The 15,634-nt window shown below is 35.8% G+C and carries 21 protein-coding genes and 1 riboswitch; of the genes, 6 read left to right on the forward strand and 15 right to left on the reverse strand.

Going from position 1 to position 15,634, the window contains the following annotated elements:
* Positions 1–198: 198 nt before the first annotated feature.
* On the reverse strand, positions 199–447 hold the full coding sequence (locus BW724_RS15230; protein WP_088076041.1) for a hypothetical protein: 249 nt from the start codon (positions 445–447) through the stop codon (positions 199–201).
* Between the two features lie 120 nt (positions 448–567).
* On the opposite strand from BW724_RS15230, the gene BW724_RS15235 reads away from it, so the two are divergent.
* On the forward strand, positions 568–1,275 hold the full coding sequence (locus tag BW724_RS15235) for a class I SAM-dependent methyltransferase (RefSeq protein WP_088076042.1): 708 nt from the start codon (positions 568–570) through the stop codon (positions 1,273–1,275).
* 73 nt (positions 1,276–1,348) lie between these two features.
* Here BW724_RS15235 and iadA read toward each other — a convergent pair whose 3' ends face one another.
* Entirely contained in the window at positions 1,349–2,509 is a 1,161-nt protein-coding gene (iadA, locus tag BW724_RS15240; protein WP_088076043.1) for a beta-aspartyl-peptidase, read from the reverse strand.
* A gap of 124 nt (positions 2,510–2,633) precedes the next feature.
* Positions 2,634–2,900 (reverse strand): hypothetical protein, encoded by a 267-nt coding sequence (locus BW724_RS15245; protein WP_088076044.1) that lies wholly within the window; start codon positions 2,898–2,900, stop codon positions 2,634–2,636.
* A 115-nt stretch (positions 2,901–3,015) separates the two neighbouring features.
* Between BW724_RS15245 and BW724_RS15250 the strand changes: the two genes are divergently transcribed.
* Entirely contained in the window at positions 3,016–4,368 is a 1,353-nt protein-coding gene (locus BW724_RS15250; protein WP_088076045.1) for a sensor histidine kinase, read from the forward strand.
* 100 nt (positions 4,369–4,468) lie between these two features.
* Here the strand turns inward: BW724_RS15250 and BW724_RS15255 are convergent, their stop codons facing one another.
* From BW724_RS15255 to BW724_RS15265, 3 genes are all read right to left on the reverse strand, one after another.
* A complete protein-coding gene (locus tag BW724_RS15255; protein ID WP_088076046.1) occupies positions 4,469–4,942 on the reverse strand; it encodes a thioredoxin family protein in 474 nt (157 codons plus the stop codon).
* A 5-nt stretch (positions 4,943–4,947) separates the two neighbouring features.
* Positions 4,948–5,373: a disulfide oxidoreductase gene (locus BW724_RS15260; protein WP_088076047.1), complete on the reverse strand. Its 426-nt coding sequence runs from the start codon at positions 5,371–5,373 to the stop codon at positions 4,948–4,950.
* Between the two features lie 120 nt (positions 5,374–5,493).
* On the reverse strand, positions 5,494–7,272 hold the full coding sequence (locus BW724_RS15265) for a sensor domain-containing protein (protein WP_088076048.1): 1,779 nt from the start codon (positions 7,270–7,272) through the stop codon (positions 5,494–5,496).
* 92 nt (positions 7,273–7,364) lie between these two features.
* Positions 7,365–7,448: riboswitch (cyclic di-GMP riboswitch) on the reverse strand.
* Between the two features lie 213 nt (positions 7,449–7,661).
* Between BW724_RS15265 and BW724_RS15270 the strand changes: the two genes are divergently transcribed.
* The 3 genes from BW724_RS15270 to ald all read left to right on the forward strand — a co-directional run bounded on the left by BW724_RS15270 (position 7,662) and on the right by ald (position 9,602).
* Positions 7,662–7,910 carry a thioredoxin family protein gene (locus BW724_RS15270; protein ID WP_088076049.1) on the forward strand — a complete coding sequence of 83 codons (249 nt, stop codon included), beginning with the start codon at positions 7,662–7,664 and terminating at the stop codon, positions 7,908–7,910.
* A gap of 53 nt (positions 7,911–7,963) precedes the next feature.
* Entirely contained in the window at positions 7,964–8,173 is a 210-nt protein-coding gene (locus BW724_RS15275) for a KTSC domain-containing protein (RefSeq protein ID WP_205160372.1), read from the forward strand.
* A gap of 313 nt (positions 8,174–8,486) precedes the next feature.
* The gene (ald, locus tag BW724_RS15280) at positions 8,487–9,602 is read left to right on the forward strand and encodes an alanine dehydrogenase (RefSeq protein ID WP_088076051.1); all 1,116 of its coding nucleotides are present in this window, start codon (positions 8,487–8,489) and stop codon (positions 9,600–9,602) included.
* 79 nt (positions 9,603–9,681) lie between these two features.
* Here ald and BW724_RS15285 read toward each other — a convergent pair whose 3' ends face one another.
* The 4 genes from BW724_RS15285 to BW724_RS15300 all read right to left on the reverse strand — a co-directional run bounded on the left by BW724_RS15285 (position 9,682) and on the right by BW724_RS15300 (position 10,646).
* A complete protein-coding gene (locus BW724_RS15285; protein WP_140354980.1) occupies positions 9,682–9,900 on the reverse strand; it encodes a YjcZ family sporulation protein in 219 nt (72 codons plus the stop codon).
* 63 nt (positions 9,901–9,963) lie between these two features.
* The gene (locus BW724_RS15290) at positions 9,964–10,077 is read right to left on the reverse strand and encodes a YjcZ family sporulation protein (protein WP_088076052.1); all 114 of its coding nucleotides are present in this window, start codon (positions 10,075–10,077) and stop codon (positions 9,964–9,966) included.
* A gap of 193 nt (positions 10,078–10,270) precedes the next feature.
* The gene (locus BW724_RS15295) at positions 10,271–10,444 is read right to left on the reverse strand and encodes a YjcZ family sporulation protein (protein ID WP_088076053.1); all 174 of its coding nucleotides are present in this window, start codon (positions 10,442–10,444) and stop codon (positions 10,271–10,273) included.
* A gap of 85 nt (positions 10,445–10,529) precedes the next feature.
* Complete coding sequence (locus BW724_RS15300; RefSeq protein ID WP_088076054.1) at positions 10,530–10,646, reverse strand: YjcZ family sporulation protein; 117 nt, start codon at positions 10,644–10,646, stop codon at positions 10,530–10,532.
* 232 nt (positions 10,647–10,878) lie between these two features.
* On the opposite strand from BW724_RS15300, the gene BW724_RS23685 reads away from it, so the two are divergent.
* Entirely contained in the window at positions 10,879–11,235 is a 357-nt protein-coding gene (locus tag BW724_RS23685; protein WP_176371426.1) for a hypothetical protein, read from the forward strand.
* Between the two features lie 755 nt (positions 11,236–11,990).
* Here the strand turns inward: BW724_RS23685 and BW724_RS15310 are convergent.
* The 5 genes from BW724_RS15310 to phoU all read right to left on the reverse strand — a co-directional run bounded on the left by BW724_RS15310 (position 11,991) and on the right by phoU (position 15,632).
* Positions 11,991–12,467 (reverse strand): YppG family protein, encoded by a 477-nt coding sequence (locus BW724_RS15310; RefSeq protein ID WP_176371427.1) that lies wholly within the window; start codon positions 12,465–12,467, stop codon positions 11,991–11,993.
* A 245-nt stretch (positions 12,468–12,712) separates the two neighbouring features.
* The gene (locus BW724_RS15315; protein WP_088076056.1) at positions 12,713–13,111 is read right to left on the reverse strand and encodes an Hsp20/alpha crystallin family protein; all 399 of its coding nucleotides are present in this window, start codon (positions 13,109–13,111) and stop codon (positions 12,713–12,715) included.
* 295 nt (positions 13,112–13,406) lie between these two features.
* Entirely contained in the window at positions 13,407–13,556 is a 150-nt protein-coding gene (locus BW724_RS15320) for a YrzI family small protein (protein ID WP_088076057.1), read from the reverse strand.
* A gap of 459 nt (positions 13,557–14,015) precedes the next feature.
* Positions 14,016–14,393, reverse strand: a complete 378-nt coding sequence (locus tag BW724_RS15325; RefSeq protein WP_088076058.1) for a YisL family protein — start codon at positions 14,391–14,393, stop codon at positions 14,016–14,018.
* Positions 14,394–14,972: 579 nt separating this feature from the next.
* The gene (gene phoU / locus BW724_RS15330; RefSeq protein WP_088076059.1) at positions 14,973–15,632 is read right to left on the reverse strand and encodes a phosphate signaling complex protein PhoU; all 660 of its coding nucleotides are present in this window, start codon (positions 15,630–15,632) and stop codon (positions 14,973–14,975) included.
* Positions 15,633–15,634 lie beyond the last annotated feature (2 nt).

Genomic DNA, 15,634 nt, shown 5'->3' on the forward strand with positions numbered 1-15,634 from the left:
GCCCCTTTATAAAGTCTTGCTCGTCTGATTTTATCTTTAAACTATAAAGAAATGAATAATAAGTATCAAATTGAGTTTATTTTATCACTTTTTTCCAAGCTTTGAAAAGGGTTATTTATTGTCGAATTATCTGTACCCAGTAAAAAACCAATTCCATAGAAGATGGAATTGGTAAAACGCAAGCAAAGCCCTTCTAATTTACCAGAAGAATGCAGTACCTAAAGCAAAACCACCAATTGCTGCCAGTGCAACTGGAAACCAAAATCCTCCACCCCAACCCCAACCATAACCGAAGCCTCTTGCTGAAGGATTTACAGGCTCTAGCCATACGTAAGTACGGTCCACGTTCGCTATTCTACCTACGTATTCTCTGCCAGATTTGTCATATATTCGAACAACTTTTCCTTTATGCTTACAACATATATCATAGTAATAAGCAGCATCCATCGTATGCCACCTCCTTTTCATCTCACCAATATTTTATTGAATCTCCATTGATTTCGATTGTATATTTGTCCCGTTCCCTATAATGATTTTTTGCATAATTTGTAGTGGGGAGGTTGCATAATGAGTGACTATATGGATATGTTAGCAGCATATGGAGTTACAGAAGCCCGTCCAGGTGGTAAACAAATGACGGAGAAGTTGTTATCTTCATACCCATTAAAAGAGGGTATGAAAGTACTTGAGATAGGATCCGGTTTAGGAGATACGGCAGCATTACTTTCTAAATACAAAACAGACGTAATTGCATTGGATTCTCACAAGAAAATGATAAAAAAAGCGAAGTCCCGTTTTGAGTCCATTGAAAATATACAGTGGTTGTGTGAAGATTTGCATTATGCAAATCTCAAGCCAAAGCAATTCCAAGCAATATTCTCTGAGTCTGTACTTGCATTTACAAACTTAAACCAATCTCTGCCTCTTTTATTTGAATGGCTAGATTCTTCAGGTAAATTGTTTGCTCTGGAACCAATCTATTTAGGCGGTCTTTCAAACGAAGCATTAAAGCAATATAAGTCCTTTTACGGCTTCAATCACATGTTGACGGAAAAAGAATGGAATCAATATTTTTCAAACCACAAATTTAAACTCGAGGATATCATCCATAGTGAAGATGCTAATATTGGATCATTTGAGACATCAAGTTTCCCTGATCTCATTATTGATGATGGTTTAGATCAGGAGTATGTAGAATTAATGGAGAAGCACGTGAAATTCACGGAAGATTATTTAGGTTATTTTGATTTCGCATATTTTATTCTGAAAAAGTAATTATGAATAGAGGCTGAGAGAATGCGTTGTTTCTAGCATCACTCAGCCTCTATTATTATATAATATGGTTGTTTTATTCAAAAGTCCCCTTAACTAGGTGTTCCTTATTCTTCATTAGCCATTTCCCCTTGGACATTACACCGTTAATTACAGCAGATTCATCAATAATCATTAGATCAGCATCTTTTTCTGGCTGTATCCGTCCTTTCGATGGTAGCTTTAATATGTCTGCAGGATTCGCAGTTGCAACACGTAAAGCTTCCTCTAAAGGTACTCCTTCAACTAAGTAAGCATTCCTTACTTCATCATAAAGACTAATAACTTTACCAATTTCTAGGCCGTTAAAATTCCCTTTATTGTCAAAACGCGGTAAACTCCCTTGACCGTCAGAAGTAAACATAATCTTGCCTATTGGAACACCTGATTCCAACATTTTCTTCAAGCTTTTGCTTGCACATAGGTCATTAACTTGCCCCGAAGAGCTACTAGTTGTTAAATCCACATAGCCTCCACCCAGTGCATAGTTAATTCCTGCCTCTAATAATTCATGTGTACGATTTATGTGTGTCGGTAAGAATTGTGAAATTGGAATATCCGTACTCTTAACTACTTTTTCTAGCAAGTCTAGTTTTGTTGGACTATTACCAACATGAATAGTCACAACTCCCCCTTTACCGGACAGAATTCCACCAATCCTTGCTTCACTAGCTAAACGCGCTAATTCATGTTCTTGAGGTTGAGAAGAACGATGATCAGCTATGGCAATCTCTCCTGAACCGATTATTTCTTGGATAAAAATAATATCAGTTTCTACTGATCCAGTTAATGTTTTCACCGGGACATGGTAGTTACCACTTTTACAATAACAAGTAATTCCTTCTTCCGTTAATCCTTTTGCTTTTGCTAATAAATTCGCCATCGTTCTTGTAGTACCATCGGTTCCAATTACTCCAACAACAGTGGTAATTCCCCCCATAATACAATCAGAGAGCATTAATTCAGGAGTTCGCGTTTTAAAACTGCCTTCCCCACCACCACCAGTAATATGGACGTGTCCATCAATTAATCCTGGTGTTATAATATAGCCACTCATATCGCTTACTTCAATATAAGGATTTGCTTCTAGAGAAATGTGTTCCTCCACGGCAGCAATTCGACCATCAGCTATTAATATATCTTTTTTCCCCATATATTCTGGGGCAAACACCTCTCCATTCTTGAGTAGCTTGAGCATTTCTTTTTCATCCTTTCCACTTATGCTATCCTACTATCACTATAACACCTCTTTTATGTAGTATAAATGCAAAAAGACTGCCTCTAAAAATAGAGTCAGCCTGCGTTATACAAAGGAGTATTGTTTATACATAAAGGATTAGGGCAAAGACCAAGGAAGCTGCTCCTAATACAGTAAGTAATATAGAAACTGCTGCTTCTTTCTTTTGGTACATTCTCATGGATAAAAAATAGATGCCCACCATAATTCCCATAAATAAAATCGCGTCGAAAATTGGATGTAATAATGTGGCTTGTGTTGTCGTATGTTGATATATGGAGAAATTTACGAGGATCGCAATGCTCCATCCGACAAATAGCCCGATGCCTATGTAATTTAATAATTTTTTCATCAATTTCACCCCCTTAATAAATATTTAATTTTTAAATTTTTTTACACATTTCATTGTTTTTAGTAGTCTTTATTCGTAAAATAAAATCACAGTGGGATAATAGGAGTGATACAAAGTGGAACTCTACTTTCATTATTTATTAAATGTTTTTATTATTTTAACCCCTACATTTATTTATGCAACTTTTTGGAAGAACCATACTTTCAATCGTTTTTCAAACGCAAATTCAATCACTTTATTCATATCTTGTGTCTGTGTAAGTATTTTAACCATTATTCTATCCGTTGAATCATACAATGGAGTACCCTTTGATTTGCGATTTGTACCACTGTTTATTGGAACTATGATGGGTGGACCAATCATTGGAACAGGAATACTTGGGGTTCAAGTATTATTCCACATACTCACACACGGCTTTGATTATATTGCCTATTATCTATTTTCCCTTATTTCTGGAATTTTAATATTATTATCAGGAATAATTTATCACAAATATTATTCCCTTTGGTCTCATACTAAAAGATTTTTATACATTACAATTGTATTTTTTGCAATTCCATTGCTTATTTTCCTCATGCCGACTAGCTTGCTAACAATGCCTAAAGTCGAAGGTTTTTACACCATACTGTTTTTCTCAGCAACTCATATACCTACCATACTTATCACACTAACTATTATAGAAAAAATTAAGATGAATGCAAAGCTTCAAAAGGATTTAGAAAAAAGTGAGCAACTTCGTGTCGTAAGTGAGTTAGCCGCTTCTGTCGCCCACGAAGTACGTAACCCCATGACTGTAGCGAGGGGATTCATTCAGTTAATACATTCAAGATCCAATCTAACTTCAGATGAAAAAAAATATTTGCTATTAACTATATCAGAATTAGACAGAGCCCAATCCATTATAAGCGACTACCTTTCCTTAGCAAAACCAGATGATAAAACACATTCACCAGTCAGCGTTTTTAAAGTAATGGATAAAGTACGACATACCATTCAGGCTTACGCATTAATGAATAATGTATCAGTAGAAATTGCTGTCCCTCAAAACTTATCAATATTAGGTAACGAAAAAGAGCTAACGCAAGTCGTCTTGAATATAACAAAAAATGGAATCGAAGCAATGGAAAGTGGCGGAGTTCTTACATTAACGGCTGAGCTCAGAGATGATCATGTAGACATAAGTATTAAAGATACGGGGCAAGGCATGTCAAAGGAACAATTAAAACAATTAGGAAACGCTTATTTTACAACAAAAGAAAAAGGTACTGGGTTAGGATTAATGATATCCTATAACATCATTCATTCATGGGGTGGTACTGTCTCTGTCCAGAGCAAAAAAGGAGAAGGAACAGAATTTATCATTCACCTTCCACTGTTAAGTGAAGCCCCAGAACATCAAGTCGTACCACCAATCGAACAATATATAAATAAGAGCGGTGATGCCTTGCATATCGGTCGCGACAACTAGACTGAGACCTATTTAGTTAACAACTAAACAATTTGTAATAGGTGAGCACTTATTATATTAAAGGCTGGAACATAACTATATGAATCCAGCCTCCACTCTATTAATTTAAGACAATTTCTTGATAAAACTGTTCGTATACTTCTTGTTCATATGCGCCAACCATTCTTGGCTCCCTTTCTTGGCCTGCTTCATAGTGGATGAGTGTTGGTGTATATTCCACCTCATATTGGTCCCAACCTTCACGAAATTCTTCAAGATTAAAGAGTTTCACCTCTACCCCTGCGGCTTCTGCTGCGTCCACAATTCTTGGTGTTGCAACACCACAATACTCACAAGTTGGACTGTAAAAGTATACTGTTACATCCTCTTCAGCATCTATTATCTCTGCCAATTCATGAGGTAAAATTATATTTTGATAATAAGGATCATTCAACTGCTTAACTGTTTCTGGGTGAAGCCTGTCCTTGCCGAAAGGATTCCCTTCAACCTGTTGTGTTGTTTGATAATTAGTAATAAATATTAATGCCCCAAAGATAGAAAGTATAATAATGCTAAATATGATAATTTTCTTCATGTCATTCACTCCTTCGATAGTTTAATAACCCAAATCATCAATAGGCTTATTAGTAAGAATGCTAGTCCTGCAAGAAATGGAATCGTAATAAAGCCAAACCAGTTTATATAAGCATAATTACAAGGTATAATTCCACATGCTTCAGCACGTTGACTTAATGCTGGTATTTTTTCTAACATGTAATGATAGGTTGAAAAACCTAACCCAATTACACTTATTGGAAGTGTATAATATGCTTGCTTAGCATCTTTTTTTACAGTAGCTATTGCTAAAGTTATTGCCATAGGATACATGAATATTCGCTGTATCCAACACAAGCTACAGGGAATATAGTGTCTTATTTCAGAAAAATATAATGAACCTAATGTGGCAATGACTGCTATTCCCCAAGAGATAAACATGGCGTACTCTATTTTCTTTTGCTTCTCCATGCTATTCCTCCAATGTAGTATTACTACGTTTTATCACTGTAACGATTTAACTATACACTAATTTTCAGGCTCGATTCAAAAAAAACACCTGCTAAACAGGTATTTTTTTCAGTACTAAAGCTATACACACAATACATTTTGTGGGTTTGTTGATTTAATAAATTCTGAAAGTTGTTTAGGTGGTAATGGTTTACTATATAAGAAGCCTTGCATTTCATCACATTTTCGATCTTTTAAGAATGATACCATATCTACTGTTTCTACACCTTCTGCAATTACTCTTAAATTCATATTATGAGCAAGCTGGATAATGGAGGTGACAATAGCTTGGTCATTTGTATTATCTACTAGTTCTTTAATAAACGATTGATCAATTTTAAGTGTGTCTATCGGGAACTTTCGTAAATAGCTTAAGGACGAATATCCTGTTCCAAAATCATCAATGGAAATTCTTATACCTAGATCCTTTAATAGGTGGAGCGTCCTTAAACACTCATCCCTGTTATACATTAGATCATTCTCCGTAATTTCTAGATCCAGTAATTCAGGTGTTAGCTCCGTTTTAAAAATATTAGACTCTACTTTTTTTACAAAATCAGGCCTTTGAAATTGTATTGGTGAAATATTAATACTAATGCGAAGTGGGTTTCCTTCATCACTCCACCTCTTTGCCTGTATCATCGCTTCCTCTAACACCCAATCTCCAATTGCAACTATAAGTCCTGTCTCCTCTGCTAATGGAATAAATGTTCCTGGAGAAATAACCCCCAACTGTTTATCGTTCCAGCGTATTAGTGCTTCCACACCAACTACTTCCTTCTTACCTAAGTCAATTTGGGGCTGGTAATGCAGTTGGAAATCTTTACGTTCAGTAGCAATCCTCAATCTCTTTTCCAATAATAGCTTTTGATCGTGTTTTGTACGAATGGAAGAATGATACCACTGCACATTATTTTTACCTTTTTCTTTTGCGTAGTGCATTGCCATTTCTGACTGCTGAACAATCTCATGATACGTTGTTCCATATTCAGGGTAATAGGAAATCCCAATGCTAGCAGTTATATATAATTCATTCCCTTTTACTATAAATGGGGAGTGAAAAAGTTCTAATATCTCTTCTGCTATCATTTCTGCATTCTGTTTAGTATCTGGAGAATCTAAGATAATAGTAAACTCATCACCACCATAACGGTACACTTGAAAATGATAATTTAAATTAATTAGGGATTGAGCAATAACCTGGATTAACTTATCACCAGTAAAGTGCCCTAACGTATCGTTATAAAACTTGAATCTATCCAAATCTATGAAAAATAAAATAAAGTCTCCCTGCTCATCGATTCTGAAAGTTATATCACGTTCAAACTTGTCCCGATTTGGCAAACCTGTTAAATAGTCAATTGCAGATATTTCTTTAATCACTCTTTCCGCTTGCTTTAATCTCGTTATATCCTGGTGTAGTATTAATACAACCTCTAACTTACCAGTATCATTATTTTTTATCATTGGCTGCACCCTTGCCCTAAATATAAGTGGGTTGCCACTCTTGGTGCGAAAGACCACATCTTTGGAGGTTAACTCTCCAGAAAATACAGCTTGTTCAAGCAGTCCTTTATTATGTATAGTTGGCTCCTCGTATAGTGAAGAATAATAAACTCCTAATAATTCCTCTTTTTCATATTTCATCATAGAACAGAATGATTCACTTACATAAGCAATCCGCCCTTCATTGTTTGTTAGTACAATAAGGGAAGTTTCCTCTAGTGTCGCTTTAAGTGTTTGTATTATTTTCAATTCTTCTGATTGGATATTATTATTATTCTGCCATATATCAGAAAACCACTTTGGCAGGTTAAAATCATCTTTTATTTCATTCCTTATTACGGTATTCTTCTCCATCTTTTCCCTCCTTGGATCTAATGGCTTACCTCTTGAATGACTTTCGTATGGGAAACTGCAGTAATACGTAAAGGATATATAAAAAAACCGACCGAAAAAACGGTCGGTTGCACTACTAGCTCCTACATGCCCAAGTGCCCAAATGAAGACATGTTTTCTTCGCTTCCACAAAAAAAATTCTAAATAGCCTTACTTATTATTCATTGTATTATTTTATCAAAGTAAATATCAACCATTTTATCTTAAACTACTAAATTTTTTTTTACAGAAAAGTTCTATAAATAGTAATAAACTTTTCACATGCTCGACAAAAACCTCAAAACCAACCAATATCAGTTCGTTTTATAATAGAGGTGTAAGATAATTCCAAGGAAATGAGGTGAGGGGAATTGGACGTAAAGCTTTTTATTAATGATAACATAAACGGAAAAATTGTAGAGAAGCGATTGATGGAAGTAGTAACTGACTTAGGTATAGAAGCCCACGTTGAAATTCTCCATAATCATTCATCCGATGTTGATGGTATTTTTTATACACCTACATTAATCGTTAATAATCAAGTTATTTCCAGTGGTAAGGTACTATCCAAAGAAGAGATGTCATCATTTTTCGTCAATCCTGTTACTTTTATTAGATAATGGGTACTCTATATTGTACCTATTCCAAGATCTAAGGGGGAATAAAAATGGAAATGACTCAACTTAATTACGGAGAATTAAATTCCATTGGTTATGATGAAATGACACGTCAATTACACGTGCATTTTAAAAACGGAGAATATAAGATTTATTACGAAGTAGCTAAACAAGATTATGTTGGTTTTTTATCTAGTCAAAATTACACAGAGTTTTTTCAAGAAAAAATTGAACCACGTTTCCCATCGAAAGAAATTGAAATGTAATAGTAAAACTTATGCTACAATCCTAAGTTAGATAGTAAGTCATTAAGATCGAACTAAAGTGTTCGGTCTTTTTTTATGAGCATTTCGGAGACATTAAAGTAAAAATAAATATAAGTAAAGGGTATGTGGGCCCCCTTGCAAATGTAGTAATAATATCGTTGTCTTTACATCATTAAATATGTTCACTATATATAACAATAATTTAATAGTAATAATAAAAAAAAGTTGTGGTATAACAGGATAGACTTAGATAAAATAGTTTATGGAAGGGAATGTCCATTCAGGAAACACATTAACAAGAGGAGGGGTCTTAATGAAAATTGGCGTACTTAAAGAAGTGAAGAATAATGAAAACCGGATTGCTTTGACTCCCGCTGGTGTTTTAACCTTAAATAAGGCTGGTCACACTATTTATGTTGAACGGGATGCTGGACTAGGCAGTGGCTTTAAAAATGAAGCCTATGTAGATGCAGGTGCAATATTATTAGATGAACCAAGAGATGTATGGTTTTCTGCTGAAATGGTCATGAAAGTGAAGGAGCCTTTACCAAGTGAGTATGAATATTTTCGCGAGGGACTAATCCTTTTTACATATCTCCATTTAGCAGCTGTTCCTGAGCTTGCGGAGAAGTTAACAGAGAAAAAAGTTACTGCCATTGCATATGAAACAGTAGAAGTAAATAAAACACTCCCTTTACTAACTCCAATGAGTGAAGTTGCAGGAAGAATGGCCTCACAAATTGGAGCACAGTTTCTAGAAAAGCCAAAAGGCGGAAGTGGTATCCTTTTATCAGGAGTTCCTGGGGTAAAACGTGGTAAAGTTACGATTATAGGTGGTGGCGTTGTTGGTACCAATGCAGCAAAAATTGCTATGGGTTTAGGTGCTGACGTAACTATAATTGACCTTAATCCTGAACGTTTAAGAGAATTAGATGATATTTTCGGTACTGAAATTAATACGTTAATGAGTAATCCTCTAAATATATCAAATGCAGTCAAAGAATCAGATCTTGTAATCGGTGCTGTTTTAATTCCCGGCGCTAAAGCACCAAAATTAGTTACAGAAGAAATGATTACTAATATGATGCCAGGCTCTGTAATCGTTGATGTAGCAATTGATCAAGGTGGTATATTTGAAACAGTAGATCGCATCACCACACATGATGATCCCACATATACAAAACATGGTGTTGTGCATTATGCGGTTGCAAATATGCCAGGCGCAGTCCCTAGAACATCTACAATAGCCTTGACTAACGTTACTGTCCCTTACGCATTACAAATTGCCAATAAAGGTATTGAGCAGGCTTTAAGGGATAATCCTGCCCTTGTAAAAGGGGTAAATACAGCAAAGGGCTATGTCACTTATGAAGCTGTAGCACGTGATTTAGGATATGAGTATAGGACTGTCGAAGAATGTTTACTTTAAAAAAGCATGCACTCCTTATCATCATAAAAAAAAGCTGCTGGCTTAAGCCAGCAGCTTTTTACTACTTATCAATCTTAAATTAGTAAGCGCCAGTGCCAGCTGCTAGTGCTGCACCAATGATTACTAATAGGATAAACAGTACAAGGACTAAAGCAAATCCTCCTGCAAATCCTCCACCATGTGCTGGCGCTGCAACAGGTGCTGCTGGTGCAGGTGCACAGCAACCATAGTAACCTGGTTCACCGTAACCATAACCTGCCATTTGTGGATCTGCATATCCTCCGTGATAGTGACTCATGAAGAACTCCTCCTTCGAAATATTTTATCTTAATAAATTTGAATAAGGGTATTTAACGGTTAATTAATAACCGTAACCATATCCAGGTCTTACAACTGCTGCTCCAATAATTACTAACAAGATAAACACTACAAGAATAAACGCAAAGCTACCTACGCCTCTAGCCGTATGACTCATTAAACACTCACTCCTTCGAAAATGTCTTGCGAATTATCCTTCGCACCAATAACATATGTGCGATAAGGATAATTGTATAGACGATAAACCAAATCAAACTAATTTGGGCGATATGCTTAGCTCAAAAAAAACTAGACTTTATATGAAATGAAAAGGCTGTTGGGATTATCCAACAACCTTATTTCATGATTTTCTACCAAGCTGCTCCAGTACCTGCAGCTAATGCTGCTCCAATGATTACTAATAGAATGAACAACACCAAGATTAAAGCAAATCCTCCAGCAAAACCACCTGTTGCTGGTGCTGGTGCTGCTGGCGCAGTAGGCGCACAACCGTATGCTGCATATGGGTCATGATAATGACTCATTTCAAATTCCTCCTTCTTTAGAATTAAAGATTAGTTTTTAATGAAAATCTTGCCAACTCTGATACAACATTAACCAGGATTTATATTAGTAGTAATATCCTCCTCCTGGTCTAACTACTGCTGCACCAATTATTACTAACAAAATGAACACCACGATAATAAACGCAAAACCTGAAGCGTAACCTCCAGCAGGTGCACCCATCTGAGCTCCCTCCCTTAGTAAAAATTGCTGCGATTTTTTCTTCGCATTAATACACTATGTCGGTAATGGCATTTTGTATAGACATTCGCTGATAAATCTTAAATTAGGCTATACGCCTAGATGAGATGACCATAACGGATCTAAAAATCTTAAAAAACATGCACAAGTGTACAATCAACAATTGACTCAACTAATAAAATATTAAGAGATTGGTAAGGGAGGAGGATTTTCTATGAATTATTATGATCTTTGCTGTCAACACCGTGGTCAATTTGTTCAAATAACTGAAAAGTGTGGTCGAAAGCATGTTGGAAGAATTGCTGATGTTGATCAAAAAAATGTATGGTTAGAACAACCACAAATGAATTCACGAGGCTTTGGTTACGGCTATCATGGCTATCACCAGGGCTACCATGGCTATGCTCCAGCACCGTCGTACGGGGCTCCTGGGTATGCATATGGAGCACCTGCAGGTCATGGGTCACCAGCGTATGGACCTAGACCTGGGTGGGGCGGCAACCCTAACTTTGTACCAGTTGCTTTAGCTGGAATTGGTGGCTTTGCCCTAGGTTCTGCATTCTTCTGGTAAAAAGAAAACTAAATTAAAGCGATTATTAATATCCCCCCACTTCCTTAGATAGTGGGGGGCTTATCATGCATTTAAAAGGGGCGGTCCAAATTATTGAATTATAGAATATCTGGGCTAAAACAGAACTCAAATTATCATGGTTATCAAGTAAATAGCGGGGATTTCTCCATCTATTTTCACTATTTTCGGTGCCTTTTCTTAAATAAGGGAAGTTTCTCCCTGTATTATTTATAAACCTATCTTGTAGGATTCAGGTAGGAAAATTTGAAAATCAATATCTCATACTTAATCGGTGCCTGAACTGGTATGAAAAAGAGAATAATCATAATCTCATACCCGATCGCCGCCTGATCAGGTATGAAAAATAGAAAAACCTAAATCTCATCCCCGATTCCTCATCGGTCCAAGTGGATCCACTTTTTTATAAATGGTATAAAAATTACTAGTCCAATTAGCTATCAATTTGGACTAGTAATTACGGCTATATTTTAGTTTTCTCCTCACAAACGGAACTAATAGAAAAAACCGCCCGGTCCTTTTGCGTGGGCTTCCTGTTATCAAACTTTGGGGTGCGGACAAGATTTCGGTGTGAGTTGTATTCCTGACCGCTTTCCTCGAAAATGTCCTAAAAAATGTGCCCCATTAACTCAATAAATAGTTGAGTAATCTGGGACACAATGATACACCTCCAACCACCGGCGGAAAGCGAATGGTCTGAACGATCAACAACACATGATTTGTATTTTCAGCGTAGGTTATTTTTTAAATACTGAAATTAAGGGGGACAATTGCTTTACTAACGGACTAACTTGACCGTATATTCCACTTACTTGATTAACACTATTCCCAATTTTTTCGAAGTCCAATGAACCATCATCCTTAGTAAAATATTTCATAACATTAACCTTTTGTTTTGGAGGCTTTTGTTGATTTGGGAATTGCCCTGGATATTGTTGTTGCATCTGCTGTTGCATTTGCTGAGGTTGTTGCCATTGGTGCTGGTTTACTGGCTGCTGTTGCTGCACTTGTTGTTGGTAATGAAAAGGTTGTTGCTGCTGCATTGGTTGCTGAAATTGTTGATGTTGTTGTGGATAAGGTTGCCCTTGAAAACCTGGTTGGTTTGAATATTGCATAGATTGCGGAGACTGTTGCTGTTGGCCCGCATTCCCAAAGAATAATTGACTAAATGGATCTGCTGGACGGTTTGGTGTTGGTCTTGGTTGTTGTCTCACCATTTTCCCTCCTTATGACAATAAACGGTATACTATTACTTATATATGTATATGTAATTCAAATGTTATTGGAAAGGGCATTAATTAAAAAAAATGATAATGATGTAACTACCTACTAAGAAAATAAGCGCCCTGGTTCATCAATCACACAAAAGTTATCTCATCCTCATCTTACTATAGAAAAAATAAGAGGTGTCACCAAAAGTATTTCTTTTGGGACACCTTTTTGGAGAAATGTTTTTAAATTAGTCAATAGATATATATTTTCTGTGTGCATCGTTTTTGTTAATCACTACTTTTAGTGTATTGTTTTCGAATGAAGCTGAAACATCCTCGTCTGTAAATGGGAAGAAAACAGGTACAAAACGTTGAACTCTGGCTACTTGAGGAGGAGTTTGAAGTTGATTCTCTTCATCCTCAGCATTTGCCACTTCTTTTTCAATTGTTTTTTCTGCAGTTAACAATAAACCATTTCGAACATATTCAATTTTAATATGTTCTTTCTCAAAACCTTCAACTATTCCCTCAATAACTAAGGCTTTTTCTGTATCCTGCACATTAACGTTCAAGGTTTGAACCGGGCGTTGTGGTCCACCAAAAAGTGGGAATCCAAATAAACCTAAATTATCTGCTCTGTTAACCATAATAACCTCTCCTTATACATAAAATTTAACCCATGTAACTCCCTAAAATAGGTCCTAGTCTCGTTTGACATAAACAGTGTATGTACCTACTAGTCATTTTGACTAGACATTCGTGTAGTTTCATGGTTGTTTCGTCAAAAAAAAGCAACCGCATCAGCGATTGCCTTTTATTATCGACATTTTTTAGTAGCTAAACAAAACCTTTCCCCTCTGGAATTCTAACAAGATAGTAAATTGAACTTTCATTAATCATTATTTTCTCCTCCTATCCTCAATTTTTATTGTTGCGAATGAATTAGAATAATCGCATATACTGAGATCGCTTTGCTAACAACTCCTGACGAACTTTACGACTATATTCTCGTTGCTGTTCCTTTTTAATATCTTCAGCTGTATATTTTCGCTTAGATATATTTACAGTAACAAAAAAGATATGAAACATCATAATTATCACCTCCCTTATATGTATTTTGGAAGAATGTAAGGAATTCTTTACAGTTTTATATAATGATATTTAGAAATACAAAAAAACGTAGATTAACTATAAATCTACGCTTAACAATTATATGAACTACAAAACCACGAGCATCGTGATTGCATGAAAAAACGCAGATCTGATAACGAACGACCAACCTGCGTAGAATACCCTATTTCCCTATATACAGATTATAATGGAAGTACCTTTATGGAGGCTAGTCGATCACCAATATTTAGTTTTACTTTTGTGAATTTTAAGTTTTTCATTTCAATTGCCTCCTTTCCATTATTTTCTACATTTCTTCCACAAATAATATTACTCTGATCATATTCAAAAGTAAACCTTTTTTTTGAAAATTAAGTGATTTTCTAAATAATTCAATAGGCCATTCATCAAATGATGAACGGCCTATTAAACATTATGAAATTACAAACGCCCTGTTGAACTAAATCCAAAATAAAGTGTTAAAATGAGCGCAATTCCGAATTGAACCCAAAATACCATCTTTGATTTGCCATCTAACGTCCCTTTTGCCATTCGGTTCGTTATTAATTCCATCGTAAATATAAGCCAAAATGCTAATAGACCTTTGACAAGTGTTTCCCAGTAAAACTGTTTTATAATAATCATGAATATACCAGTTCCACCTACTAATAAGTAAAAAAGTCGAAGTGTCATTTGCATAATTTTCCCAATTTTTGCATTGCCTTTTCCGATAAAAATCACAGCAAGAACAAATAATAAAATAGTTAAAAACCAAAACAGTCCATGGGAATGTAAAAAAGTATTGTAATGTTGTGCCACGTCTTTTCCTCCTTTTATGTACTACTTGTAGTATACCGAAAACAAAATTATAACGTAAACTATTATGCCTTCTACTGTTATATCTTTCCATATTATATTTTGTTCATACAACCAAAAAAATAGAGGCTAGGACATAACTAAAGTGTTTAACTGAAATTGCGAACAATAATAACTTTTGCGGAGGAAATATACGAAGTGCCTCTTCCTCTACGAGCATATGCTACGAAGCTTATCCGTCGAGGCAACTCGAAGCATATTCGTGATGCATCGCTCGTTCCTGCGGGATTAAAGGCAAGGGTGAGACCCCACAGTGACGAACGTTTACATCATGGATTAACTGCGAGTTGTTTCGACGCATGTTACTCCAGAGAAAATCTAGTAGAGGAAGAAACACATCAAAAGAGGCTCACCAGCCGCCCGCGGTAAAGAAGACACTGCAAAGAATGAGCAGATGTCGCACTTATGCCTACGGTGAAAGCGGAGTATATTTCCGTAACAAATGTTCGGGTTTTTCATATGTTAAAACACTTTTGTCCCAGCCTCCAGTTGAATTTTTCTATTTCCCAGGAAAACAAATGACTAATTTAAATCAAATCGTTGACCGTTTACTTCATAAATGATCCATTCTGCTATATTTGTACAATAATCTGCAATTCTTTCAATATATCTCGCAATAAAAGCCATTTGCATTACCTGTTCTGTAACTCCCGTTTCAACTGCCACTACTTCGAATAATGATTGAACAAATTTGGCATATGCGTGATCAACTTCATCGTCCATCCCTGCAATTTTCTGTGCTTCCAAAGTATTTGTATCACGAAAAGCAATTAATACTGCCTTAATCATAACGTGTGCTTTAGAAGCCATAAGCAATAATTCCTCTTCGAATTGAATAAGATTTTCTTTTTCTGTTAACCTTTGGGCTGCTTTCGCCATATCCACCGATAAGTCACCCATTCGTTCGAGATCACTAGAAACTTTTAGACTAACAATTAATTTCCTTAAGTCTGATGCAACAGGTTGCTGCTTGGCAATCATCAAAGTAGCTTTTTCATTAATTTCTAATTCAAGACTGTTTACCTTACTGTCTTGAATGATAATGTCGTCGAACTTACTGTATTCTTTTTTTCTAATAGCTTCAATCGTTTCTGTGAAGGCTTGCTCTACCATTCCACCTAGTTCCAGTACTTCTCCTTTTAACTCCGCAAGATCATTCACGAAATGTCCTCGAACGTTCATCT

It is taken from the genome of Litchfieldia alkalitelluris (assembly GCF_002153425.1).
GTDB lineage: Bacteria > Bacillota > Bacilli > Bacillales > Salisediminibacteriaceae > Evansella > Evansella alkalicola.

Excerpts from the sequence above, each read along its gene's own strand:
- BW724_RS15230 (WP_088076041.1), bottom strand. The coding sequence starts at position 447 with ATGGATGCTGCTTATTACTATGATATATGTTGTAAGCATAAAGGAAAA.
- BW724_RS15235 (WP_088076042.1), top strand. The coding sequence starts at position 568 with ATGAGTGACTATATGGATATGTTAGCAGCATATGGAGTTACAGAAGCC.
- iadA (WP_088076043.1), bottom strand. The coding sequence starts at position 2,509 with ATGCTCAAGCTACTCAAGAATGGAGAGGTGTTTGCCCCAGAATATATG.
- BW724_RS15245 (WP_088076044.1), bottom strand. The coding sequence starts at position 2,900 with ATGAAAAAATTATTAAATTACATAGGCATCGGGCTATTTGTCGGATGG.
- BW724_RS15255 (WP_088076046.1), bottom strand. The coding sequence starts at position 4,942 with ATGAAGAAAATTATCATATTTAGCATTATTATACTTTCTATCTTTGGG.
- BW724_RS15260 (WP_088076047.1), bottom strand. The coding sequence starts at position 5,373 with ATGGAGAAGCAAAAGAAAATAGAGTACGCCATGTTTATCTCTTGGGGA.
- BW724_RS15265 (WP_088076048.1), bottom strand. The coding sequence starts at position 7,272 with ATGGAGAAGAATACCGTAATAAGGAATGAAATAAAAGATGATTTTAAC.
- BW724_RS15275 (WP_205160372.1), top strand. The coding sequence starts at position 7,964 with ATGACTCAACTTAATTACGGAGAATTAAATTCCATTGGTTATGATGAA.
- ald (WP_088076051.1), top strand. The coding sequence starts at position 8,487 with ATGAAAATTGGCGTACTTAAAGAAGTGAAGAATAATGAAAACCGGATT.
- BW724_RS15285 (WP_140354980.1), bottom strand. The coding sequence starts at position 9,900 with ATGAGTCACTATCACGGAGGATATGCAGATCCACAAATGGCAGGTTAT.
- BW724_RS15290 (WP_088076052.1), bottom strand. The coding sequence starts at position 10,077 with ATGAGTCATACGGCTAGAGGCGTAGGTAGCTTTGCGTTTATTCTTGTA.
- BW724_RS15295 (WP_088076053.1), bottom strand. The coding sequence starts at position 10,444 with ATGAGTCATTATCATGACCCATATGCAGCATACGGTTGTGCGCCTACT.
- BW724_RS15300 (WP_088076054.1), bottom strand. The coding sequence starts at position 10,646 with ATGGGTGCACCTGCTGGAGGTTACGCTTCAGGTTTTGCGTTTATTATC.
- BW724_RS23685 (WP_176371426.1), top strand. The coding sequence starts at position 10,879 with ATGAATTATTATGATCTTTGCTGTCAACACCGTGGTCAATTTGTTCAA.
- BW724_RS15315 (WP_088076056.1), bottom strand. The coding sequence starts at position 13,111 with ATGGTTAACAGAGCAGATAATTTAGGTTTATTTGGATTCCCACTTTTT.
- BW724_RS15320 (WP_088076057.1), bottom strand. The coding sequence starts at position 13,556 with ATGATGTTTCATATCTTTTTTGTTACTGTAAATATATCTAAGCGAAAA.
- phoU (WP_088076059.1), bottom strand. The coding sequence starts at position 15,632 with ATGAACGTTCGAGGACATTTCGTGAATGATCTTGCGGAGTTAAAAGGA.